This is a genomic window from Duganella lactea, assembly GCF_009857505.1.
Classification (GTDB): domain Bacteria; phylum Pseudomonadota; class Gammaproteobacteria; order Burkholderiales; family Burkholderiaceae_D; genus Rugamonas; species Rugamonas lactea.
On record NZ_WWCP01000010.1, the window covers coordinates 69,722 to 91,806 of the forward strand.

General features: G+C 63.9%; 20 protein-coding genes. 12 read left to right on the forward strand and 8 right to left on the reverse strand.

The annotated features are described in order from the left end of the window. Position 1: 1 nt before the first annotated feature. Positions 2 to 1,132, reverse strand: a complete 1,131-nt coding sequence (locus GTP44_RS10795; protein WP_161019418.1) for a carbohydrate kinase family protein — start codon at positions 1,130 to 1,132, stop codon at positions 2 to 4. 207 nt (positions 1,133 to 1,339) lie between these two features. On the opposite strand from GTP44_RS10795, the gene xapA reads away from it, so the two are divergent. The 7 genes from xapA (at position 1,340) to GTP44_RS10830 (ending at position 9,835) form a co-directional block, all read left to right on the forward strand. After that, positions 1,340 to 2,179 carry a xanthosine phosphorylase gene (gene xapA / locus GTP44_RS10800; RefSeq protein WP_161019419.1) on the forward strand — a complete coding sequence of 280 codons (840 nt, stop codon included), beginning with the start codon at positions 1,340 to 1,342 and terminating at the stop codon, positions 2,177 to 2,179. A 103-nt stretch (positions 2,180 to 2,282) separates the two neighbouring features. Continuing rightward, on the forward strand, positions 2,283 to 3,476 hold the full coding sequence (locus GTP44_RS10805) for a phosphopentomutase (protein ID WP_161019420.1): 1,194 nt from the start codon (positions 2,283 to 2,285) through the stop codon (positions 3,474 to 3,476). Continuing rightward, on the forward strand, positions 3,473 to 4,426 hold the full coding sequence (deoC, locus tag GTP44_RS10810) for a deoxyribose-phosphate aldolase (RefSeq protein WP_161019421.1): 954 nt from the start codon (positions 3,473 to 3,475) through the stop codon (positions 4,424 to 4,426). Before GTP44_RS10805 ends, deoC begins: the two co-directional genes overlap by 4 nt. 14 nt (positions 4,427 to 4,440) lie before the next feature. Further along, complete coding sequence (locus tag GTP44_RS10815) at positions 4,441 to 6,822, forward strand: aldehyde dehydrogenase family protein (RefSeq protein ID WP_371867200.1); 2,382 nt, start codon at positions 4,441 to 4,443, stop codon at positions 6,820 to 6,822. Positions 6,823 to 6,882: 60 nt separating this feature from the next. Next, positions 6,883 to 8,208, forward strand: a complete 1,326-nt coding sequence (deoA, locus tag GTP44_RS10820) for a thymidine phosphorylase (RefSeq protein ID WP_161019422.1) — start codon at positions 6,883 to 6,885, stop codon at positions 8,206 to 8,208. Then, on the forward strand, positions 8,205 to 8,612 hold the full coding sequence (locus tag GTP44_RS10825; protein WP_160990841.1) for a cytidine deaminase: 408 nt from the start codon (positions 8,205 to 8,207) through the stop codon (positions 8,610 to 8,612). The genes deoA and GTP44_RS10825 overlap by 4 nt, the downstream gene beginning before the upstream one ends. After that, on the forward strand, positions 8,612 to 9,835 hold the full coding sequence (locus GTP44_RS10830) for a nucleoside deaminase (RefSeq protein WP_161019423.1): 1,224 nt from the start codon (positions 8,612 to 8,614) through the stop codon (positions 9,833 to 9,835). Before GTP44_RS10825 ends, GTP44_RS10830 begins: the two co-directional genes overlap by 1 nt. Here GTP44_RS10830 and GTP44_RS10835 read toward each other — a convergent pair. From GTP44_RS10835 to GTP44_RS10865, 7 genes are all read right to left on the reverse strand, one after another. After that, positions 9,793 to 10,251: a VOC family protein gene (locus GTP44_RS10835; protein ID WP_161019424.1), complete on the reverse strand. Its 459-nt coding sequence runs from the start codon at positions 10,249 to 10,251 to the stop codon at positions 9,793 to 9,795. The genes GTP44_RS10830 and GTP44_RS10835 overlap by 43 nt on opposite strands. A 55-nt stretch (positions 10,252 to 10,306) precedes the next feature. After that, the gene (locus tag GTP44_RS10840; protein ID WP_161019425.1) at positions 10,307 to 11,068 is read right to left on the reverse strand and encodes a LytR/AlgR family response regulator transcription factor; all 762 of its coding nucleotides are present in this window, start codon (positions 11,066 to 11,068) and stop codon (positions 10,307 to 10,309) included. After that, positions 11,065 to 11,976: a sensor histidine kinase gene (locus GTP44_RS10845; RefSeq protein WP_160990835.1), complete on the reverse strand. Its 912-nt coding sequence runs from the start codon at positions 11,974 to 11,976 to the stop codon at positions 11,065 to 11,067. The genes GTP44_RS10840 and GTP44_RS10845 overlap by 4 nt, the downstream gene beginning before the upstream one ends. Beyond that, the gene (locus GTP44_RS10850) at positions 11,973 to 12,224 is read right to left on the reverse strand and encodes a hypothetical protein (protein ID WP_160990834.1); all 252 of its coding nucleotides are present in this window, start codon (positions 12,222 to 12,224) and stop codon (positions 11,973 to 11,975) included. The genes GTP44_RS10845 and GTP44_RS10850 overlap by 4 nt, the downstream gene beginning before the upstream one ends. Before the next feature lie 101 nt (positions 12,225 to 12,325). Next, a complete protein-coding gene (locus GTP44_RS10855) occupies positions 12,326 to 12,658 on the reverse strand; it encodes a GNAT family N-acetyltransferase (protein ID WP_161019475.1) in 333 nt (110 codons plus the stop codon). Positions 12,659 to 12,663: 5 nt separating this feature from the next. Next, entirely contained in the window at positions 12,664 to 13,311 is a 648-nt protein-coding gene (locus GTP44_RS10860) for a TetR/AcrR family transcriptional regulator (RefSeq protein ID WP_160990833.1), read from the reverse strand. Continuing rightward, positions 13,299 to 14,759 (reverse strand): aminotransferase-like domain-containing protein, encoded by a 1,461-nt coding sequence (locus tag GTP44_RS10865; protein WP_161019426.1) that lies wholly within the window; start codon positions 14,757 to 14,759, stop codon positions 13,299 to 13,301. The genes GTP44_RS10860 and GTP44_RS10865 overlap by 13 nt, the downstream gene beginning before the upstream one ends. A gap of 189 nt (positions 14,760 to 14,948) precedes the next feature. Between GTP44_RS10865 and aptA the strand changes: the two genes are divergently transcribed. From aptA to GTP44_RS10890, 5 genes are all read left to right on the forward strand, one after another. Further along, on the forward strand, positions 14,949 to 16,265 hold the full coding sequence (gene aptA / locus GTP44_RS10870; RefSeq protein ID WP_161019427.1) for an omega-aminotransferase AptA: 1,317 nt from the start codon (positions 14,949 to 14,951) through the stop codon (positions 16,263 to 16,265). Between the two features lie 49 nt (positions 16,266 to 16,314). After that, on the forward strand, positions 16,315 to 17,808 hold the full coding sequence (locus GTP44_RS10875; RefSeq protein WP_161019428.1) for a CoA-acylating methylmalonate-semialdehyde dehydrogenase: 1,494 nt from the start codon (positions 16,315 to 16,317) through the stop codon (positions 17,806 to 17,808). Positions 17,809 to 17,875: 67 nt separating this feature from the next. Further along, positions 17,876 to 19,246 (forward strand): NAD(P)-dependent oxidoreductase, encoded by a 1,371-nt coding sequence (locus GTP44_RS10880; RefSeq protein WP_161019476.1) that lies wholly within the window; start codon positions 17,876 to 17,878, stop codon positions 19,244 to 19,246. Beyond that, complete coding sequence (gene preA / locus GTP44_RS10885) at positions 19,246 to 20,541, forward strand: NAD-dependent dihydropyrimidine dehydrogenase subunit PreA (RefSeq protein WP_161019429.1); 1,296 nt, start codon at positions 19,246 to 19,248, stop codon at positions 20,539 to 20,541. The genes GTP44_RS10880 and preA overlap by 1 nt, the downstream gene beginning before the upstream one ends. Before the next feature lie 51 nt (positions 20,542 to 20,592). Then, positions 20,593 to 22,077, forward strand: coding sequence for an NCS1 family nucleobase:cation symporter-1 (locus GTP44_RS10890; RefSeq protein ID WP_161019430.1), 1,485 nt, complete (start codon positions 20,593 to 20,595; stop codon positions 22,075 to 22,077). Positions 22,078 to 22,085 lie beyond the last annotated feature (8 nt).

Consider the following 22,085-nt stretch of genomic DNA (forward strand, 5'->3'; position numbering starts at 1 on the left):
CTTATCCTTTACAGGGGAAGAGCGGGGCGCTCTGGTCAAAATCGTGGATGTCGTCGAGGACGCCGGCGCTCAAGTCCGGCGCCACGGTGGCGCGGCTTGCCAGCGTCAGCGCGGCCAGCTTCAGGCCGCGGCGGCAGGCCAGCGTCAGGTCGTCGCTGCCTTGATAGAGCGACCAGCAGACGGCGGCCGAGAACGCGTCGCCGGCGCCGGTGACGTCCACCACGGCCACCTGGGGTGCTGCCAGCCATACCAGCGCGCCGCCACGCGTGTGGTACACGCCCTGGCCGCCGCAGGTGACGATGACGTCCCGCGCGCCCTGCGCGCACACCTCATTGCAGGCGGCGCGCACGTCGGCTTCGGTCGGCAGCGCGCGGCCGACACGGGTTTCCAGCTCGCCGCGATTCAGAATCAGCAGCCGCAGGCCACCGAGGTCTGAAGGCAGACGCGCCATCTTCGGCTGCGATACGGCAACAATCACCAGCGGCACGTGGTCGCTGCGCGCACTTTCCAGCAGCGCGGTGATGCTGCCGGCGGGCAGGTTCAGATCGGCGACCGTCAGCGCGGCGGCGGCGCGTTGTTGCTGGCGGCTGGCCAGGAATTCAGGGGTGAGACGGTCGTACAGCGCCATGTCGGCCAGGGCCAGCACCAGCTCGCCCTTGTCGTCGAGGATGGCGGTGTAGGTGCCGGTGGTGCCGTCTTGCAGCTTGAGGCTGCCCAGCGTGTCGATGCCGGCCGCTTGCGCATGGTCTTGCAACTGGCGGCCGGCGCTGTCGTTGCCCAACGCGCTCAGCAGCGCCACCGGCAGATTCAGCCTGGCCAGGTTTTCGGCGATGTTGCGCGCCACGCCGCCATACACTTCCTCGGCGGTGGCGGGATTGGAGGTGGCCGGCTGCAGCGGCGCGATGCTGCGCAGCTTGCGGTCCAGGTTGGCGGCGCCGATGCATAACACCGGACGTTTATCGGGCAGCACGTAGGCGCGACCCAGCAGCCGGCGCTCGCGGATCAGGCCGGCGATGTGGCCGGCCACGGCCGAACGCGACAGGCGCAGCTGGTCCGCCAGCTCTTGCTGGGAAATGAAGGGATAGTCGCGGATCAGCTGGTACAACTGCTCCTTTTTTGAAGAATCGGTCATATTGCTTCCAAACAGTTGTCTGCAATCGTAAACATTTGTTTGAATCAAGTCAACCGCGCACCGCGGCTCAATTTGCCGTGGTTTATAATAGCCGGGATTTATATCGTTTATGTATAAATAGCTAAGAAAAATGGTATTTGCCATACATATGCACGATGATGCATAGTGGCAGCTTCCCCAGCCATATCAAAAAATTCGAGGATTTTCATGTCTAATAACTTCCCATTCCAGGCCGCCGAGATTGTTCGTGCCCGTCTTCCAGAAGGCTTCAAGCCACGCGTAGCGATGATTCTGGGTTCCGGCCTGGGCGTGCTGGCGGAACAGATGACCGACGCGGTCACCATTGGCTACGATCAACTGCCAGGCTTCCCGATCTCCACCGTGCACGGCCACGCCGGCGAACTGGTGATCGGCACCCTGGCGGGCGTGCAGGTGGTGTGCATGAAGGGCCGCGGCCACGTCTACGAAGGCTATGGCCTGGGCGTGATGACCAGCGCCGTGCGCACCATGAAGCTGCTGGGCTGCGAGATGCTGTTCGTGACCAACGCGGCCGGTTCGCTGCGCCCTGAAGTGGACGCCGGTTCGCTGGTGGCGCTGACCGACCATATCAACTTCCTGCCGGGCACGCCGATGATGGGCCCGAACGATGAGCGCTTCGGCCCACGCTTCTTCAGCATGGCCAACGCTTACGACGCCGATCTGCGCGCGCTGCTGCAAGCGTCGGCCAAGGAGAAGAACGTGACGCTGCATGAAGGCGTGTACATCGCCTACGCCGGTCCTAACTTTGAAACGCCTGCGGAAATCCGCGCGTTCAAGACGCTGGGCGCGGATGTGGTGGGTATGTCGGTGGTGCCGGAAGTGGTGTCGGCGCGTCACTGCGGTTTGAAAGTGGTGGGCGTGTCGGCCATCACCAATCTGGCGGAAGGCTTGTCGCCGTTCCCGCTGTCGCATGAACAGACCTTGAAGTATGCCGCCGTTGCGGCGACCTCGCTGGTGGAAGTGATCCTGGGCTTCCTCGGCAACGTGGCGAAAACGCCGCAGGCGTAAGTTACCTAAGGGGCGGCGTAGTCCGCCCCTTTTTTGTTAGCCCCTCCGCGTCGTCCCGGCTTGCGCCGGAATGACGCGCGCGCGGGGCGGATATGGAGTGATCATGAAACGCGCATTTATCCTGCTGCTCGATTCCTTCGGCCTGGGCGCCACGCCCGATGCGGCGAAGTACAACGATGTCGGCGCCAACACCTTTGGCCACATCGCGGAAACCGTTGCCAAAAACGGCAAGCCGATGTCGCTGCCGACCATGGAAAAACTGGGCCTGACCGCCGCCGCGCAGCTGGCCAGCGGCGAATGGGCCACCGGCTTCACGCAACGCGAAGGCTTCACCGCCGCCTACGGCGCCGCGCGCGAACGCTCGACTGGCAAGGACACGCAGTCCGGCCACTGGGAAATCGCCGGCGTGCCGGTGGAGTTCGACTGGGGCTACTTCCCAAAAACCGTGCCGTCGTTCCCGGCCGAGTTGACGCAAAAGCTGCGGGAACTGACCGGCGTACCGGGCTTCCTGGGCGACTGCCACGCCTCGGGCACGGAAATCATTAACCAGCACGGTGACGAGCATGTCGCCACCGGCAAGCCGATCATCTATACCTCCGCCGACTCGGTGCTGCAAATCGCCGCGCACGAGGAATCGTTTGGCCTGGAGCGCCTGTATGAAGTGTGCGAGATCGCCTTCAAACTGGTGGCGCCGTATAACATCGGCCGCGTGATCGCGCGTCCGTTCGTCGGCGCCAACGGCAACTACACCCGCACCACCAACCGTCACGACTATGCCGTCGCGCCGCCAGCGCCGACGCTGCTGGACCACGTGAAGAACGACGGCGGCGAAGTGATCGCGCTGGGCAAAATCAGCGACATCTTCGCCACGCAGGGCGTATCGCGCGTGGTCAAGGGCAAGGACAATATGGCGTTGTTCGACGCGCTGCTGAAAGTGGCCGACGAAGCCGGTGACAAGTCGCTCACCTTCGTCAACTTCGTCGACTTCGACCAGGCCTTCGGCCACCGCCGCGACGTCAACGGCTACTCGAACGCGCTGCACGAAATGGATGCGCGCCTGCCGGAGTTCATCGCCAAGCTGCAAGAGGACGACCTGGTGGTCATCACCGCCGACCATGGCTGCGACCCGACCTGGCCCGGCTCCGATCACACGCGCGAACATATCCCGATGATCTTCTTCGGTCCGAAGGTGAAGGCGCAATCGCTGGGCATCTCTGAAACCTTCTCGGACATCGGCCAGACCCTGGCCCATCACCTCGGCGTCAAGCCACTTTCGAACGGAAGCAATCTGTTATGAGCGACTTTAAGCGCAATGAAGCAGTCCCGCTGGACCTCGGCTGGATCAACCATATTCACGTCAACAAGAGCGCCGCCGACCGCCGCGCCGCCAGTCTGGCCAACCGTCGCACCGTGAAGAAAGAGTACCAGGCCGCCTGGCTGGTCAAGGCCATCGGCCTGATCGACCTGACCACGCTGTCCGGCGACGATACGCCGGGCCGCGTGGAACGCCTGTGCCGCAAGGCGCTGCGGCCGCTGCGCGCCGATCTGGTGGAGGCGCTGGGCCTGCAGGACTATAACCTGGCCACCGGCGCTGTTTGCGTGTACCACGAGATGATCAAGCCGGCGGTGGAAGTGTTGCAAGGCCGCCTGCCGATCGCCGCCGTGTCAACCGGCTTCCCGGCCGGTTTGACCAGCATGGAAACCAAGGTGCGCGAGATCGAATTGTCGGTCGCCGCCGGCGCTTCCGAGATTGATATCGTCATCACCCGCCAGCACGTTTTGACCGGCAACTGGCAAGCGTTGTACGACGAGATGCTGGCTTACCGCAAGGCTTGCGGCGAGGCGCACGTCAAGGCGATTCTGGCGACCGGTGAACTGGTCACGCTGGAAAACGTGGCCAAGGCATCGTGGGTCTGCATGATGGCCGGCGCGGACTTCATCAAGACCTCGACCGGCAAGGGGCCGGTCAACGCCACCATTCCTGTATCGCTGACGATGGTGCGCGCGATCCGCGATTACCACGAGCAGACCGGTTTCAAGATCGGCTACAAGCCGGCGGGCGGCGTCGGCACGGCCAAGGCCGCGCTGCAGTACCTGACCCTGATGAAGGAAGAACTGGGCAACGAGTGGCTGGAGCCGCACCTGTTCCGCATCGGCGCATCGAGCCTGCTGACCGACATCGAACGCCAGCTGGAACACTACGTGACCGGTAACTACTCGGCCGCACACCGCCACGCGCAACCATAAGAATCGGAACCGTCATGCCAACCATTAAAGAGATCCTTAACACCATGGAATACGGCCCAGCACCGGAAAGCACCAAAGAAGCGCAAGCGTGGCTGGAACAACGTGGCCGCCAGTTCGGCCTGTTCATCAACAACGAGTGGAGCGAAGCCGGTGAACTGTTCGCCTCCATCAATCCGGCCAACGGCGCCAAGCTGGCCGACCTGACCCAGGGCACCGCCGCCGATGTGGATCGCGCCGTCGCCGCCGCGCGCGCCGCGCAACCGGGCTGGCAGGCACTGGGCGGCCATGGCCGCGCCAAGATCATGTACGCGATCGCGCGCCTGATGCAGAAGCACGCGCGCCTGTTCGCCGTACTGGAAACGCTGGACAACGGCAAGACCATCCGCGAAACCCGCGACGTCGATCTGCCGCTGGTGGCGCGTCACTTCTACCACCACGCCGGCTGGGCGCAACTGCAGGCCGAGGAATTCGCCGACTACCGCGCCGTGGGCGTGGTCGGTCAGATCGTGCCGTGGAATTTTCCGCTGCTGATGCTGGCGTGGAAAATCGCGCCGGCGCTGGCCGCCGGTAATACCGTGGTCTTCAAGCCGGCCGAATTCACCTCGCTGACCGCGCTGCTGTTCGCCGACATCTGCGTGCAGGCCGGCGTGCCGGCGGGCGTGGTCAACATCGTCACCGGCGATGGCCGTGTGGGCGAAGCCATCGTCAAGCACGCGGACATCGACAAGCTGGCCTTCACCGGTTCGACCGAAGTGGGTCGTCTGATCCGTGAAGCGTCGGCCGGCAGCGGCAAGAAGCTGTCGCTGGAGTTGGGCGGAAAATCTCCGTTCATCGTGTTTGAAGATGCGGACCTGGACGCCGCCGTTGAAGGCTTGGTCGATTCGATCTGGTTCAATCAGGGCCAGGTGTGCTGCGCCGGTTCGCGCCTGCTGGTGCAGGAATCGGTGCAGGATAAATTCCTGGACAAGCTGCGCGCCCGTATGGACAAGCTGACCCTCGGTTCGCCGCTGGACAAGTCGATGGACATCGGCGCGCTGGTCGATCCGGTGCAGAAACAGCGCATCGAAGGCCTGGTGCAATCGGCGCGTGACGAAGGCTGCACCGTGTATCAGCCAGCGTGCGAACTGCCGGCCGATGGCTCGTGGTTCCCGCCAACCCTGATCACCGGCGCCTCGACCGCCGCCGCCGTGGCGCAGGCTGAAATCTTTGGCCCGGTGCTGGTGGCGATGAGCTTCCGCACGCCGCCGGAAGCCGTGCAACTGGCGAACAACACGGTGTACGGTCTGGCCGCCTGCGTGTGGACCGAGAATATTTCGCTGGCGCTGGACGTCGCTCCGGCGATCAAGGCTGGCGTGGTGTGGATTAACACCGCCAACCAGTTCGACGCCGCTTGCGGCTTCGGCGGCTACCGCGAATCCGGCTACGGCCGTGAAGGCGGCCGCGAAGGCATGTACGAATATATGACCGCGTTGTCGGAAGACGCGCGTCCGGCCGCGCCAGTGGTGGAGCCGAAGGCCAAGCCGAAAGCTGTGCCGGCAAGCGGTGGCGTGTTCGCCATCGACCGCACCGCCAAGATGTACATCGGCGGCAAGCAGGCACGCCCTGATGGCGCCTACAGCCGCGCGATTCACGGCGCCGACGGTGAGTTCATCGCCGAAGTGGGCGAGGGCAGCCGCAAGGACATCCGCAACGCGGTGGAAGCGGCGCACAAGGCCACCGGCTGGACCAAGGCCACCGCGCACAATCGCGCGCAGGTGCTGTACTACATCGCTGAAAACCTGGCCGCGCGCGGCGAGGAATTCGCCGCCCGCATCGCCGCCATGACCAGTAGCAAAAACGCCGAGAAGGAAGTGCTGGCGTCGATCGAGCGTCTGTTCTACTACGCCGCGTGGGCCGACAAGTACGACGGTCTGGCCCATCAGCCGCCGATGCACGGCATTACCGTGGCGCTGAACGAGCCGCTGGGCGTGATCGGCATCGTGTGCCCGAACGAGGCGCCGCTACTGGGCTTCATCTCGCTGGTGGCGCCGGCCATCGCGCTGGGTAACCGCGTGGTGGTGGTGCCGTCGGAAGCGCATCCGTTGTCCGCCACCGATCTGTATCAGGTGTTCGATACGTCGGACCTGCCGGCCGGTGTGGTCAACATCATCACCGGTTCGGCCGATGAGCTGGCGCGCACGCTGGCGACGCATGGCGATATCGATGCGGTGTGGCGTCATGACGGTTCGGCCGAAGGCTGCGCGGAAGTGGAGCGCCTGTCGGCATCGACGCTGAAGCGTACCTGGGTGGGCGGCGCCAAAGGCCGCGACTGGTACAGCACCGCGCAAGCGGGCGGCCGCGCGGTACTGGCGCACGCCTCGCAAGTGAAAAACATCTGGATTCCCTACGGCGTCTAACCCCACCCCGGTCATTCCGGCTTACGCCGGAATGACGCGTTTTGAATTACGGGAGAATTCATGTCCTATCTACCCCAAGAGATCATCCGCAAAAAGCGTGACGGCGGCGTACTGTCCGCCGAAGAAATCCAATTCTTCGTCGGCGGCATTACATCCGGCCGCGTGACCGAAAGCCAGATCGCCGCGCTGGCGATGGCGGTCTACTTCAACGACATGACCATGGACGAACGCGTGGCCTTCACGCTGGCCATGCGCGACTCCGGCGAAGTGCTGGACTGGCGCTCGCTCAACCTGAACGGCCCGGTGGTCGACAAGCACTCCACCGGCGGCGTGGGCGACGTCGTCTCGCTGCTGCTCGGCCCCATGGTCGCGGCCTGCGGCGGCTATGTGCCGATGATCTCCGGCCGTGGCCTGGGCCATACCGGCGGCACGCTGGACAAATTCGACTCCATCCCCGGCTATACCACGGTGCCGGACAATGCCCTGTTCCGTAAAGTGGTGAAAGAAGTCGGCGTCGCCATCATCGGCCAGACGTCCTCGCTGGCGCCATCGGACAAAATCTTCTACGGCGTGCGCGATGTGACCGCGACGGTGGAATCGGTGGCGATGATCACCGGCTCCATCCTGTCGAAGAAACTGTCGGCCGGCCTGGACGCGCTGGCGATGGACGTGAAAGTGGGCAGCGGCGCCTTCATGCCGTCCTACGACAAATCGGTGGAGCTGGCCGAGAGCATCGTCAAAGTCGGCAACGGCGCGGGCATGATGACTTCCGCCATCCTGACCGACATGAACGAATCACTGGCGCCATACGCCGGCAACGCCGTGGAAGTGCGCGGCGCGATCGATTACCTGACCGGCAAATCGCGTCCCGCGCGGTTGCACGAAGTGACCATGGCGCTGTGTGCCGAGATGCTGGTGCTGGGCAAACTGGCGGCGACCGAAGAGGAAGCGCGCGCCAAGCTGCAGGCGTCGCTGGACAGCGGCGAAGCGGCCGAGCGCTTTGCGCGCATGGTGGCGGCGCTGGGCGGCCCGGCGGACCTGATGGACAATCCGGACAAGTATCTGGAACGCTCGCCGGTCATCGTGCCGGCGCCGGCGCTGACTTCGGGCTACGCCGCGTCGGTCAACTGCCGCGAAATCGGCCTGGCCGTGGTGTCGCTGGGCGGCGGCCGTCGCCGCGCCGCCGATCCGATCGACTTCGCCGTTGGTCTGACCGATCTGGCGGGACTGGGAGATAAAGTGGAAGCCGGCCAGCCGCTGGCGATGGTCCACGCGCGCACGCGGGAAGCGGCCGAGCAAGCCATCCGCGAAATCCAGGCGGCCTACCGGATCGCCGACGCAGCGCCTGCTGCCAACCCTGTCATCTACCGTACCATCCGTCCATGAACAAACAAGAACTGATCGCCGAAGCCGCCGCCGCGCGGTTGAAGGCTTACACGCCATACTCCAACTTCAAGGTCGGCGCCGCGCTGCTGACCAGCGACGGTAAAGTCTTCCACGGCTGTAACGTGGAAAACGCCTCTTATGGCCTGTGCAACTGCGCCGAGCGCACCGCGTTCTTCAGCGCCTTCGCCCACGGCTACAAGCAAGGCGACTTCCAGCAACTGGTGGTCATCGGCGAAACCGATGGCCCGATCGCGCCATGCGGCGCCTGCCGCCAGGTGATCCTGGAACTGGGCGGTAACGAGCTGCCAGTCCTGCTGACCAACCTCAAAGGCGACATCTTCGAGACCACGGCGGCCGAGCAACTGCCGAATGCCTTCGGCGGCCAAGACCTCAAGAAGAAGTAATGGCGCTTAAGAAGACGATTGATGTGCAGGCGGCGGTCGCCATCGCCGCCTCGGAAGCCATCGCCGCGCGCACGCAAGGCACTTTCGGCGTCGGTGGTTTGATGCTCGACCAGTATGGCAACGTGCTGCAATCGCTGCACAACAACGTCGTCAAGGACGGCTTGATCTTCGATCCGACCGCGCACGGCGAACGCCAGTTGATCGACTGGTACTACGCCGAACGCGCAAAGGGCCGCGATCTGCCGCCGCCGCAGGACATCACCATCGTCACCTCGCTCGATCCATGCTGCATGTGCAGCGGCGCGATTTTGGCCGGCGGCTTTAAGGTGGTGGTGGCCGCGCCGGACAAGGAGTCCGGCATCAACTACGACAACAGCGCCAGCTTCACCGCGCTGCCCGCGGCGTTGCGCGAACAGGCCGGCGACAGCTTCAGCTACCCGGCCATTCTCGGGGCGTCGCTGTACGCGCGCGCCGCCAGTGGCGCCGCGCCGAAATCGTTCTTCATCGGGAAAACCATCGCCGAACCGACGCAAGCCTTGTGCTCACTGGTGTTCGAGGCCACGTCGGCCGAAGTGATCGGCATGTTCAGCGCGGACCATCCGCAGGAACTGCTGAAAGATCCCGCCACGCTGCCAGCTGACCACGCCATCGTGCGCGCGCTGAAGCAGCAGTACCCGGACGCCTTGACCTATCGCTGCCAATCGCACGCGCCGGATGCCGGACTTGCGCCATTCCTGCTGCAAGCGATGGCGCGCGACCGAGAACATGGCGGCACGGGTGACGCGGTGGCGCTGCTGGACTCCTTCGGCAACCTGCTGCTATGCATGCCGGGCCGGATGACGCAATCAGGCATCCGCAGCGCCTTCATGGAAACCACGCGCGCCTACGCGCAACTGCGCTACAAGCTGCTGCACGGCGCCACAAGCGCGCAGCAGGATGACATTCGCCGCTATCTCGGCCATCCGAAAGAGGGCACCTTTGTGTTCGCCCAAGGTCCGGACGCCAGCGCCATCAGCTACATGAATCTGGGCGCCTACGGCTCCACCATGGAAGGCCCGCTGCCACTGCAGAATCCCGCGCAGCTGCAATACGTGCTACCCGCGCTGCCGGATGCCGAACTGGCCGCACTGTGCGCCGCCATGCCGCCGCTCTACCGCAACATCATCCGCATCCGCCCGGTTCAGGTGGCCGATGCCGCGCTGGTTGCCGCGCTCTCCGCATAGGGATCGTAGGTCCCGATACTCCACACGTGACCCTCTGGATCGGCGCAGGTGAAGCCGCGGCCGCCGTAATCTTCGTCCTTGATGTCGAGCAGGATTTTGCCGCCGGCTTCCAGTACGCGGCCATATACCAGGTCGGCGTTGTTCACGACCAGATAGGCGCTCTGGGTGACGAAGCCGCCGGTGTCGGCGGGCTGCTTCAGCAACCGGCCGTAGTCGGTGTCGAAGGCGGAGCCGAGCATGATCATGCTGTGGCCGAAGGTGAGCTGGGCGTGGGCGATGCTGCCGTCCGCATCCGGCACCACGAACTGTACGGTGAAGCCGAGCGTGTCGCGCAGCCAGTCGATGGCCGCCGGGGCGTCGCGGTAGCGCAGGCACGGGATCACGCCACATAAGGTTTGCTTGGGTATGCTGGACATCGTTCCCTCCCTTGGAAGCAGAGGGTCAGTATACGCCGATGGCCTTCACCGCACGTTACATTTGCTGGAATAAATGTGTGTGGCCGCGGCTTACTTCCAACAATTCTCCATGGTTGCGAACACGCACCATCTGCCGCCCGCGCAGGTCGCGCGTGACCTCCTGGATGGCGTCCACGCGCACCAATGTCGAGCGGTGGATGCGCCAGAATTCGTTCGGGTCCAGCTCATCCGCCAGCTCCTTCAAGGTCTTGCGGATCAGCACTTCAGACTGCTCGGTCTGCACGCGCGTGTACTTTTCGTCGGCCTGGAAGAACAATACTTCGCGCGTCGAGATCATGCGCAGGTTGGCGCCCACCACCGCCTGGATCCAGCGCAGGTAGTCCTGCTTCGGCGCCAGCTTGTTGTGGTGCGACAGCAGCTGGGTCAGTTGCCGTTCGATATTGGAGGGCTGTTTGCCGATGCGCGCTTGCAGCCGTCCGCAGGCGGTCTTCAGCCGCTCGCCGCCGACCGGTTTGAGCAGGTAGTCCAGCGCGCCCTGCTCGAACGCTTCGATCGCATACTGGTCGTAGGCGGTGACGAACACCAGGTGGCAGCGGTTGAACAGCATGCGCGCGGCCTCGATGCCGGACAGGCCGGGCATGCGGATGTCGAGGAACACCACGTCCGGCTGATGCTGGCCTGCCAGCGCCACGGCCTCGATGCCGTTGGCCGCCTCGGCCACGATGTCGAGCTCCGGCCAGGCTTCTTGCAGGCGGCTGCGCAGCTGCTGGCGCATGCCTTCCTCGTCATCGGCGATGACAGCGGTAGGGCGGCTCATTTGGCGCTCCCGGCAAAAATATCTGGTGCATACGGCACGCGGATGCTGGCGCGGGTGCCGCCGTTCAGCGGCGCTTCGATCACCAGTTGCGCGCGGTTGCCGTACTGGATGCGCAGCCGCTCGCGCACATTGGCCAGGCCGAGGCCGTCACTGGAGAAGGGATTGAAACCGACGCCGTCGTCGATCACGTCCACCTGCAGCATCTGGCCATCCACGGCGGCGCGGATGTCGATGCGGCCGCCGTCGATCTTCGGTTCCAGCCCGTGCTTGATGGCGTTTTCGATCAGGATCTGCAGCATCATCACCGGGAAGGTGGCGCTCAGCATTTCCGCCGGCACGTCGATCGACACCGCCAGCCGCGCGCGCATGCGCGCCTGCATGATGGCCAGGTAGGCGCGCGACATCTCGATTTGCCGGCCCAGCGTGCCGGTGCCCTTGGCGCGCATCTGCGGCAGCGTGGCGCGCAGGTAGTCGATCAGGTTCTGGTGGATGCGTGCCGCTTGCGGCGGATCGGTCTCGATCAACTGGCCGATCAGCGCCAGGGTGTTGAACAGAAAATGCGGCTCGACCTGCGCCTGCAGGGCGGCCATGCGCGCCTCGACCACGCGCCGTTCGATGCTTTCCTCATCGGCGTGGGTCTCGGCGTTGCGCGCTTCCAGCTCGGCCTTGCGCTTGCCGCCGGCCAGCACCTTGAGGCCGAACGAGGCCAGCACGAAGCCCCAGATCTGCTCGTTGATGTGGAACAGCGACGCCGACAGGATCAGGAACAGCAGCCAGATGATGAGCAGCTTGCGCCACTCGACCTGCGCCAGCCAGTCGAAAAAATGCCACCAGACGCTGACGGCGGTTTCGCCGACCTCGCGGACAATGTCCAGCAAGCCGGCCGTGGCCAGCTTTGTCCTTTTCATTCAACGTCCTTGTAGGTGGTGTAGCGTGGGCGGCGGGCCAGCACGCTGGCGCCAAAGGCCAGCTTCACCAGCAGGAACACGACGAACAACGTCAGCGCCAGCGGCAACACGGCGCAGATCAGGGCCAGCACCAGCGCCGCCCCCAGCAAGGCCGCTGGCGACATGCCGCCGATCAGGCGCACGCCGTAGCGCAGCGCGCGGGTGAAGGCCTGGAAGATTTCGTCGAACAAGGCGGTAACTTTGGTCATTTGTTGCTCCATGAAAGGTTGGGCGATGGAGACACTGTAGCAAAGCGACCGGCGCGGCCGGGGCGGATTCCGATCAACTGCCATTTTACAGGGCTGGGCCGCTATTGCGCGGGATGAACGGCGGCGTCCCAGTCGCGGCGCAGCAGCCCGTAGATGACGCTGTCCGACACCTCGTCACCGACGATCCAGCGCGCCCGCAGCCGGCCCTCGCGCTGAAAATGCAGGCCTTGCAACAGTCGCTCGGAGGTAATGTTGTCTGGATGGATATCAGCTTCCAGCCGCGATAGTTGCAGCGTGCCGAAGGCGTAGTCGAGCAGCGCGCGCGTGGCTTCCCGCATGTAACCCCGGCCCCAGTGCGGGCGGCCGAGAATGTAGCCGATTTCGCAACGGCGGTTGGCGTGAATACTGGCGGCATCGGATGTTCCTGGTGATATGGGCGCTAAGCGGCGGCGGCCGGTGGCACGCTGATCACCGCCAGCACCATGTCGACGATGAGTTTTTCGGCATCGTCGAAGTCTTTGTCGGTCAGCTGTTTGCGGTTCAGGACCAGCGCCATCTGGGCCGAGAAGTCGGCATAGGACTGTGTCATCGCCCAGATCGCGAACAGCAGATGCGTGGCGTTGAGCGGCGCCATCTTGCCCTCGCTGATCCAGCGTTCGAAGACCTCGATGTCCTTGCGCACCAGCGGCACCACGCGGGTCTGGATCTGGCCGCCGTACAGCGGCGCGCCGCTGATCACTTCCATCGCGTAGACGCGCGAGGCCCACGGATTCTCGCGCGAGAAGCGCAGCTTGGCCTGCACGTAGGCGCGCAGCACGTCGCGCGGGTCCTGTTCGGCCGCCGCCAGGCTTTCCATGCGCGCCAGCCAGTCGTCCAGCACTTCGTCCAGCACGCGCTGGTACAGCGCCTGCTTGGTGGGGAAGTAGTACATCAGGTTCTGCTTCGACAGGCCGGCCTTGTCCGCCACCGTGGCGATCGACGTGCCTTCGTAGCCGCATTCGGCAAACACGCGCACCGCCTCGGTGGTGATGCCGGCTTCCAGCTTGTCGCGGTTGAGCAGGCGACGGTTGATTTTTACGGTCGGCATAGTAGTCTCAGGAAGTTGAGCAGTTGCGGATGGTCGGCGTAGGCGACGTTGAAGCGGAACCAGATCGCCTCCGGCGCGCGCAGCATGAAGAAGTCGCACGGCGACAGCAAAATGCCGTGCTTCAGCGCGAGGTCGGCGATGACCTTGCCGTTCCACGCCGGCGAGGGCGCGTCGTGCCAGCCGGCGCTGACGAACATGCCGCCGCGCGGGCGCGCCAGCAGCGTCATGCCGGCCTCGCGCAGGCTGGCCATGGCGCGTTCGCGGCCGGCGTCGAGCTGCGTCACCAGCTTGTCCACCATGCGCCGGTAGGGGCGGGCGGTGATGGCGTGGTAGACGGCGCGCTCGTTGATTTCGGAGGTGGTCAGGCCGGCCAGCATCTTCACCCGCAGCAGTTCGGGCAGCAGCGACGACGAGGCGCTGATCGAGCCGACCCGCAGCACCGGCGACAGCGTCTTCGAGAAGCTGCCGACGCGGATCACGCGCCGCAAGCCATCCATCGCCGCCAGCGACGCCTCGCCGCGCGGCGCCAGTTCGCGGTAGATGTCGTCCTCCACCAGCCAGAAGTCGAACTGCTCGGCGAGCGCCAGCAGGCGGTGCGCCTGCGCCACCGTCAGCGAGGTGCCGAGCGGATTTTGCAGCACCGTGTTGACGAACATGAGCTTGGGCTGCGCCAGCGCCGCCTGTTGCGCCAGCGCGTCCAGATCCAGCCCATGCTCGTCGCGCGGAATGCCGACCGCCACGCAGCCGTGATGGCGGATCAGCGACAGCAGGTTGCTGTAACCGGGATCTTCGACGAGCACCGTGTCGCCCGGCTTGGTGAGCGTGCGCAGTATCAGGTCGAAGGCGTGCGTGGCGCCGTGCGTCAGCAGGATTTGTTCGGCTTCCACCGGATACAGCTCCTCGCTCAGCGTGGCCGCCATGTGCTGGCGCAGCGTCGGGAAGCCGAGCGGGTGGCCGTAGCCGCGCAGCCGCGCGGCGGGGATGCGCATCGCCTGGCGCACGGCGTCGAGGATGGTGTCCTCGCCATACCACTCGGGCGGCAGCCAGCCGGCGCCCACCGGCAGCGCCTCGGACATGCCGGAATACAGCTCGGCGGTCAGCGCGTCGATGGCCGCCGGCGGGGCGCTGGGCGTGGCGGGCTGGGCGGTCGCCAGCAGCGTCGCCGGCAAGTCCTGGCGGGCGACGAAATAGCCCGAGCCGCGCCGCGAGGAAAGCAGGCCCAGCGTCACCAGGCGGTCGTAGGCCTCGACAACTGTAAAGGTGCTGACGCCATTACACTTGGCGAATTGCCGCACCGAGGGCATCTTGGTGCCTATACGCAACTCTTTGCTGGCCACCAGGGCGCTGACGGCGGCGACGATCTGCTCGACCAGGCTGCCTTTCTGGCGCCGCTCGATGGCGACCACCGGCCAGCCGGTTTGATCGAGCACAGCACGCATTGCTTCCATCCTTGACTCCACGCAGCAAAAGTGAAACTGTAGTGTTTTTGACGCCAGTACGGTTGGACAGTTTGATTAATTGTGTATCTGTGCCACAGTGATCCTGCTGTCTATTATTGCATCATCATTTTGCCAACTGGTAAATTTTTTTACAGCTGTCAAAAAAATCCGAAGAAAGTTGTTTCACAGGAGAGGTGCATGAACGAGTCCAGACCCGAATCGATGGCGTCCTTCTGGATGCCCTTCACGAACAACCGCGATTTCAAAGCCCATCCGCGCCTGCTGGTGTCGGCCGAAGGCATGTACTACAAGGATGTCGACGGCCGCAGCATCCTCGATGGCACTGCCGGCTTGTGGTGCGTGCCGTGCGGCCACGCGCAGCCGAAGATCGTCGCCGCCGTGCGCGAGATGGTCGGCCAGCTCGATTTCGCGCCGACCTTCCAGATGGGCCACCCGGCCGCCTTCGATCTGGCCGAGCGTCTGATGGAATACACCAACCATCGCTACGGCCATGTGTTCTACACCAACTCCGGTTCGGAAGCGGTGGATACCGCGCTGAAGATCGCGCTGGCGTATCACAAGGCGCGCGGCGACGCGAGCCGCACGCGCTTCATCGGCCGCGAACGCGGTTATCACGGCGTGGGTTTCGGCGGCATTGCGGTCGGCGGCATCGCCGGCAACCGCAAGCCGTATGGCGTGATGCTGCCGGGCGTCGATCATCTGCCGCACACGCATAATCTGGAGCTGAACGCCTACACGCGCGGCGAGCCGGAACACGGCGCCAACCTGGCCGATGAACTGGAGCGCATCGTCGCGCTGCATGACGCATCGACCATCGCCGCCGTGATCGTCGAGCCGGTGGCCGGATCGACCGGCGTGCTGATTCCGCCGAAGGGCTATCTGAAGCGCTTGCGCGAGCTGTGCACCAAGCATGGCATCCTGCTGATCTTCGACGAGGTGATCACCGGCTTTGGCCGACTGACCACGCCATTCGCCGGCGACTACTTCGGCGTTGAGCCGGACATGATGACCACTGCCAAGGGCCTCACCAACGGTACCATTCCGATGGGTGCGGTGTTCAGCAAGCAGTTCATCCACGACGCCTTCATGGAGGCGCCGGCGGGGATTGAACTGTTCCACGGTTATACCTATTCCGGCCATCCGGTGGCCTGCGCGGCGTCGCTGGCGACGCTGGAAGTGTTCAAGGAACAGAACATCCTCGAACACGCGGCCGGCATGGCCGAGTACTGGGCCGACGCGGTGCATTCGCTGAAAGGCCTGCCGCACGTGATCGACATCCGCACCATTGGCCTGATCGCCGGTATCGAGCTGGCGCCGATTGCCGGCAAGCCGGGTGTGCGCGCCTTCACCGCGTTCAAGAAAGCGTTTGAGGACGGCATTTTGATCCGCACCACCGGCGACATCATCGCGCTGTCGCCGCCGCTGGTGCTGGAGAAAAAACACATCGACGAATTGTTCGGCAAGCTGGCGGAAGTCCTCAAGAACCTGGACTAACCGCCGTCGTTCAAAACCCATCCCAAGCCGCACATCTTGAAAGAGCATCATGAATACCATCACCCATTACATCAACGGCGCCAACGTCGATACGCAAAGCGGCCGCCATGCGGACGTATTCAATCCCGCGCTGGGCGAACCGGTCGCTCGCGTGGCGCTGGGCACGGTGGAGGAAGTGGATGCCGCCGTGCGCGCGGCCGAGAAGGCATTTCCATCGTGGGCCGCAACGCCGCCGCTGACGCGCGCGCGCGTGCTGTTCAAGTACCTGCAACTGTGCCAGCAGCACGTCGACGAATTCGCGGCGATGATCACCCGTGAACATGGCAAGACCTTCTCCGACGCCCAGGGCGAGGTGGCCCGCGGCATCGAGATGGTGGAGTTCGCGGTCGGCATTCCGCAGATGTTGAAAGGCGAATTCACCGACCAGATTTCACGCGGCATCGACGCCTGGTCGATGCGCCAGGCGCTCGGCGTGGTGGCCGGCATCACGCCGTTCAACTTCCCGGTGATGGTGCCGATGTGGATGTTCCCGGTGGCGCTGGCCTGCGGTAACACCTTTGTGCTCAAGCCTTCCGAGCGCGATCCATCGGCGTCGCTGCTGCATGCGCGCCTGCTGAAGGACGCCGGCCTGCCGGACGGCGTGTTTAATGTTGTGCAGGGCGACAAGGTGACGGTCGATGCGCTGCTCGATCATCCGGTGGTGCAGGCGATCAGCTTTGTCGGCTCGACGCCGATCGCGGAATACATCTACGCGCGCGGCTGCGCTGCGGGCAAGCGCGTGCAGGCATTGGGTGGCGCCAAGAACCATATGGTGGTGATGCCGGATGCGGATATGGAGATGACGGTCGACGCCTTGATGGGCGCCGCATTCGGCTCGGCCGGTGAACGCTGCATGGCGATTTCGGTGGTGGTTGCGGTCGGCGAGGCGGGCGACAAGATTGTCGATGCACTGGCAAAACGCACCGCCGCACTCAAAGTGCGCGAAGGCATGGCGCCGGAGGCCGAGATGGGGCCCGTTGTCACCAGCGCGGCCAAGCAGCGTATAGAGCGCTTGATCGGCGAGGGTGTGGCGCAGGGCGCGAAACTGGTGGTCGATGGACGTGATTACAAAGTGCCTGGACACGAGAACGGCTTCTTCATCGGCGGTACGTTGTTCGATCACGTTACGCCGGAGATGACGATCTACAAAGAAGAGATTTTCGGCCCTGTGCTATGCATGCTGCGTGCGCCGGACGTGGGCAGCGCGGTGGAGCTGATCAATCGCAATGAGTATGGCAATGGCGTGGCGATCTACACGCGCGACGGCGGCGTGGCGCGCGAATTTGTGCGGCAGATTCAGGTCGGCATGGTGGGTGTGAATGTGCCGCTGCCGGTGCCGATGGCGTTCAACAGTTTCGGTGGTTGGAAGCGTAGCCTGTTCGGCGATCATCACGCCTATGGTCCGGAAGGCGTGCGCTTCTACACGCGTCACAAGGCGGTGATGCAGCGCTGGCCGAATACCGCCAGCGCTGGCGCAGAATTTGCATTCCCTCAAATGAAGTAAGCGCCCCGTTGTCATGGATTCCCGCCTTCGCGGGAATGACGGTTATCTCAGCAGACGCCAGGAAAAGATCATGATCGAATCGCTCAGTTATATGCCCACGTCGAAGGAGTCCAATGACTCCCTGGCGAAACACTTCACCGACCTCGCGCCGGCGCTCAACGCGCGCCAAGCCGCCATCGAAGCCTCGCGCTGCCTGTATTGCTACGATGCGCCATGCACCCGCATCTGCCCGTCGGACATCGACGTGGCCAGCTTTATCCGCAATATCCACGACGAGAATATCAACGGCGCCGCCGTCGGCATCCTCAAACAGAACATCCTCGGTGGCAGTTGCTCGCGCGTCTGTCCCACCGAAATCCTGTGCGAGGACGCCTGCGTGCGCAATCACGACGCCGAAGGGCAGCCGGTGAAAATCGGCCTGTTGCAGCGCTATGCCATCGACAACATGAAGCTGGAAGAGCACCCGTTCAAACGCGGCCCATCGACCGGCAAGAAGATCGCCGTGGTCGGCGCCGGCCCTGCGGGCCTGTCGTGCGCGCACCGGCTGGCGATGCTGGGCAATGAGGTGGTGATCTACGAAGCGAAGGAGAAATCCGGCGGCCTCAATGAATACGGCATCGCCAAGTACAAGCTGACCGACAACTTCGCACAGAAGGAAGTTGATTTCCTGTTGCAGATCGGCGGCATCAGCATCAAGCATGGCCAGACGCTGGGCGTGAACCTGCAACTGCGCGACCTGCATACCAATTACGACGCGGTGTTCCTCGGCCTCGGCCTCGGCGCCAGCAAGCAGATCGGCCTGACCGGCGAGGATGCGCCAGGGCTGCTCGCCGCAGTGGACTACATCGCCGCGCTGCGCCAGGCGGATGATCTGAGCAAGTTGCCGGTACCGGCGCGCGCCATCGTCATCGGCGCCGGCAACACCGCCATCGACATGGCGGTGCAGATCCAGCGCCTTGGCGCGGATGACGTCACGCTGGTCTACCGTCGCGGCTTCGAGGCCATGAGCGCCACCGAACACGAACAGCATATCGCCAAGGAGAATCAGGTTCGCATGCGCACCTGGGCGCAGCCGCAACAGGTGCTGCTGGATGCGGACGGACGCGTGCAAGGCATGCGCTTCGAGAAGACCGCGCTGGTCAACGGCCGACTGGCCGGCACCGGCGAAACGTTTGACATCGCCGCCGACGCCATCTTCAAGGCCATCGGCCAGGGCCTGGAGGAGACCAGCATCAGCGACCCGCTGGCGACAACCCTGAAACGCGATGGCGACAAGATCCATGTCGATCCGCAGTTCCGCACCTTCCTGCCGCGCATTTACGCCGGCGGCGATTGCGTGGCGCCGGGACAAGACCTGACCGTGCAGGCGGTTCAACACGGCAAGCTGGCGGCACACGCCATTCATCACGACATCAATGGTCTGAAGGAGGCTGCATAATGGCTGATCTGAGCATAGAATTCTGCGGCATCAAATCCATCAATCCGTTCTGGCTGGCCTCCGCGCCGCCGACGGACAAGGCCTACAACGTGGTGCGCGCATTTGAGGCCGGTTGGGGCGGCGTGGTATGGAAAACACTGGGTGAGGACCCCGCCGCCGTCAACGTGTCGTCGCGCTATTCGGCGCATTACGGCAAGAACCGCGAAGTCCTCGGCTTCAATAACATCGAGCTGATTACCGATCGTTCGCTGGAGCTGAACCTGCAGGAGATTACGCAGGTGAAGAAGGACTGGCCGGACCGCGTGATCATCGTCTCGCTGATGCTGCCGTGCGAGGAGCGCCTGTGGGCCGATATCCTGCCGCAGGTGGAGGCCACCGGCGCCGATGGTATCGAGCTCAATTTCGGCTGCCCGCACGGCATGCCCGAACGCGGCATGGGCGCGGCGGTGGGGCAGGTGCCCGAATACGTGGAGATGGTCACGCGCTGGTGCAAGCAGCACACCAGGCTGCCCGTGATCGTCAAGCTGACGCCGAACATCACCGATGTGCGCGCGCCGGCCCGCGCGGCCAAGGCGGGCGGCGCGGATGCGGTCTCGCTGATCAATACCATCAACTCCATCACGCACCTGGACCTGGACCAGATGGTGGCCTTTCCGATTGTCGGCGGCGCCAGCACGCACGGCGGCTACTGCGGTTCGGCGGTGAAGCCGATTGCGCTGAACATGGTGGCCGAGATCGCGCGCGATCCGTTGACGGCTGGGTTGCCGATTTCCGGCATCGGCGGCATCGGCAACTGGCGCGATGCGGCGGAGTTCATCGCGCTGGGTTCCGGCTGCGTGCAGGTCTGCACGGCGGCGATGCTGCATGGTTTCCGCATCGTTGAAGAGATGAAGGATGGCCTGTCGCGCTGGATGGACCAGAAAGGCTACCAGAGCATCGCGGAATTCTCGGGCAAGGCCGTGCCCAATACGACCGACTGGAAATACCTGAACATGAATTACAAGGTGATCGCGCAGATCAACCAGGACGACTGCATCAAGTGCGGCCGCTGCTACGTCGCTTGCGAGGACACGTCGCACCAGTCGATCAATCAACTGGTCGATGCGGCGACAGGCACGCGTACCTATGAAGTCAACCAAGAGGAGTGCGTTGGGTGTAATCTGTGCGAGATCACCTGTCCGGTGCAGGGCTGCATTACGATGGTGCCGCAGGATACCGGCAAGCCTTATATGAACTGGACGCAGGACCCGCGCAATCCGCGCGCGGAGAAGGTGGCGGCCGGGCAGGTGGCATAGGTACGAAAATTGCAGCATTGAAGGAATCACTCAACCTTTTGGGAGTATGCCTTGAGCCATGAATCCTCTGGCAGCACGCAGTTGTGGAACGAAGACCTTGCGCCGACCACGGCGGCACAGCGCACCTGGCGCTGGTATCACTTCTCCGCGCTGTGGGTGGGCATGGTGATGTGCATACCGGCGTACACCTTGTCCGCAAGCCTGATCGAAGGCGGCATGTCGGGTTATCAGGCGGTGCTGACGGTGTTCCTGGCCAATGCGATCGTGCTGCTGCCGATGCTGTTGATCGGCCATGCCGGCACCAAGTACGGCATTCCGTATGCGGTGCTGGCGCGCGCGTCGTTCGGCACGTCGGGCGCCAAGCTGCCGGCGCTGATGCGGGCCATCGTGGCCTGCGGCTGGTATGGCATCCAGACGTGGTTTGGCGGCCAGATGATTTATACGTTGTTAAGCGTGATGATGGGCGGCGATATCGGCGGCGGCAAGATCGCGGGCCTCGGCATCAATGGCGGCCAGCTGCTTTGCTTCCTGGCTTTCTGGGCGATCCAGTTTTACTACATCGTGCACGGCATGGAGTCGATCCGCAAGCTGGAGACCTACACCGCGCCGTTGAAGATCGCCATCTGCTTTGTGCTGCTTGGCTGGGTGCATAGCAAAGCGGGCGGTTTCGGCGATCTGCTGTCGGCGCGCTCGCAGTTTGTCGAAGGAGGCAAGAGGGCCGGCCAGTTCTGGTCCGTATTCTGGCCATCGCTGACGGCGATGGTGGGCTTCTGGGCCACGCTGGCGCTGAACATTCCGGATTTTACCCGCTTCGCCAAAACGCAGCGCGACCAGGTGATCGGCCAGACCGTCGGCCTGCCTCTGCCTATGGGCCTGCTGGCGGCGATGGCGGTGATCGTGACCTCGGCCACGGTGGTTTTGTATGGCAAGGCGATCTGGGACCCGGTTGATCTGGCGAGCCGCATGACCGGCGTGGCGGTGCTGGTGGCGCTGGTGATCCTGCTGATCGATACAGTGTCGGTGAATCTGGCCGCCAACCTGGTCGGCCCGGCGTATGATTTTTCGGCGCTGTCGCCGAAGACCATCACCTACAAGACCGGTGGCTACATCACCGCCGCCATCGCTATCCTGATGATGCCGTGGAAGATACTCGAATCCACGCAAGGCTACATCTTCACCTGGCTGATTGGCTACTCGGCGTTGCTGGGACCTATCGCCGGCGTGCTGATTGTCGACTACTACCTGGTGCGCAAGACGCAGCTCAACGTCGGCGATCTGTATCGCGAAGACGGTCAGTATTCGTATGGAAAAGGCTGGAATACGGCGGCACTGGTGGCCTTTGTGATCGGCGTGGTGCCGAATATTCCGGGCTTCCTCAACGCGGCTTTCCCGGCATCCTTCCCCGAGGTGTCGGGCATGTTTAAAACGATTTATACCTACGCATGGTTCGTTGGCATCGCCATTTCGGCCGTGGTGTACGGTGTTTTGATGAAAGGGAAGACGGTGCCCGCAGTTCGCGCGCCGGCTCACCCATAAGGAGACGC

Coding starts and splice junctions, on each gene's coding strand:
- GTP44_RS10795 (WP_161019418.1), bottom strand. CDS start 1,132: ATGACCGATTCTTCAAAAAAGGAGCAGTTGTACCAGCTGATCCGCGAC.
- xapA (WP_161019419.1), top strand. CDS start 1,340: ATGTCTAATAACTTCCCATTCCAGGCCGCCGAGATTGTTCGTGCCCGT.
- GTP44_RS10805 (WP_161019420.1), top strand. CDS start 2,283: ATGAAACGCGCATTTATCCTGCTGCTCGATTCCTTCGGCCTGGGCGCC.
- deoC (WP_161019421.1), top strand. CDS start 3,473: ATGAGCGACTTTAAGCGCAATGAAGCAGTCCCGCTGGACCTCGGCTGG.
- GTP44_RS10815 (WP_371867200.1), top strand. CDS start 4,441: ATGCCAACCATTAAAGAGATCCTTAACACCATGGAATACGGCCCAGCA.
- deoA (WP_161019422.1), top strand. CDS start 6,883: ATGTCCTATCTACCCCAAGAGATCATCCGCAAAAAGCGTGACGGCGGC.
- GTP44_RS10825 (WP_160990841.1), top strand. CDS start 8,205: ATGAACAAACAAGAACTGATCGCCGAAGCCGCCGCCGCGCGGTTGAAG.
- GTP44_RS10830 (WP_161019423.1), top strand. CDS start 8,612: ATGGCGCTTAAGAAGACGATTGATGTGCAGGCGGCGGTCGCCATCGCC.
- GTP44_RS10835 (WP_161019424.1), bottom strand. CDS start 10,251: ATGTCCAGCATACCCAAGCAAACCTTATGTGGCGTGATCCCGTGCCTG.
- GTP44_RS10840 (WP_161019425.1), bottom strand. CDS start 11,068: ATGAGCCGCCCTACCGCTGTCATCGCCGATGACGAGGAAGGCATGCGC.
- GTP44_RS10845 (WP_160990835.1), bottom strand. CDS start 11,976: ATGAAAAGGACAAAGCTGGCCACGGCCGGCTTGCTGGACATTGTCCGC.
- GTP44_RS10850 (WP_160990834.1), bottom strand. CDS start 12,224: ATGACCAAAGTTACCGCCTTGTTCGACGAAATCTTCCAGGCCTTCACC.
- GTP44_RS10860 (WP_160990833.1), bottom strand. CDS start 13,311: ATGCCGACCGTAAAAATCAACCGTCGCCTGCTCAACCGCGACAAGCTG.
- GTP44_RS10865 (WP_161019426.1), bottom strand. CDS start 14,759: ATGGAAGCAATGCGTGCTGTGCTCGATCAAACCGGCTGGCCGGTGGTC.
- aptA (WP_161019427.1), top strand. CDS start 14,949: ATGAACGAGTCCAGACCCGAATCGATGGCGTCCTTCTGGATGCCCTTC.
- GTP44_RS10875 (WP_161019428.1), top strand. CDS start 16,315: ATGAATACCATCACCCATTACATCAACGGCGCCAACGTCGATACGCAA.
- preA (WP_161019429.1), top strand. CDS start 19,246: ATGGCTGATCTGAGCATAGAATTCTGCGGCATCAAATCCATCAATCCG.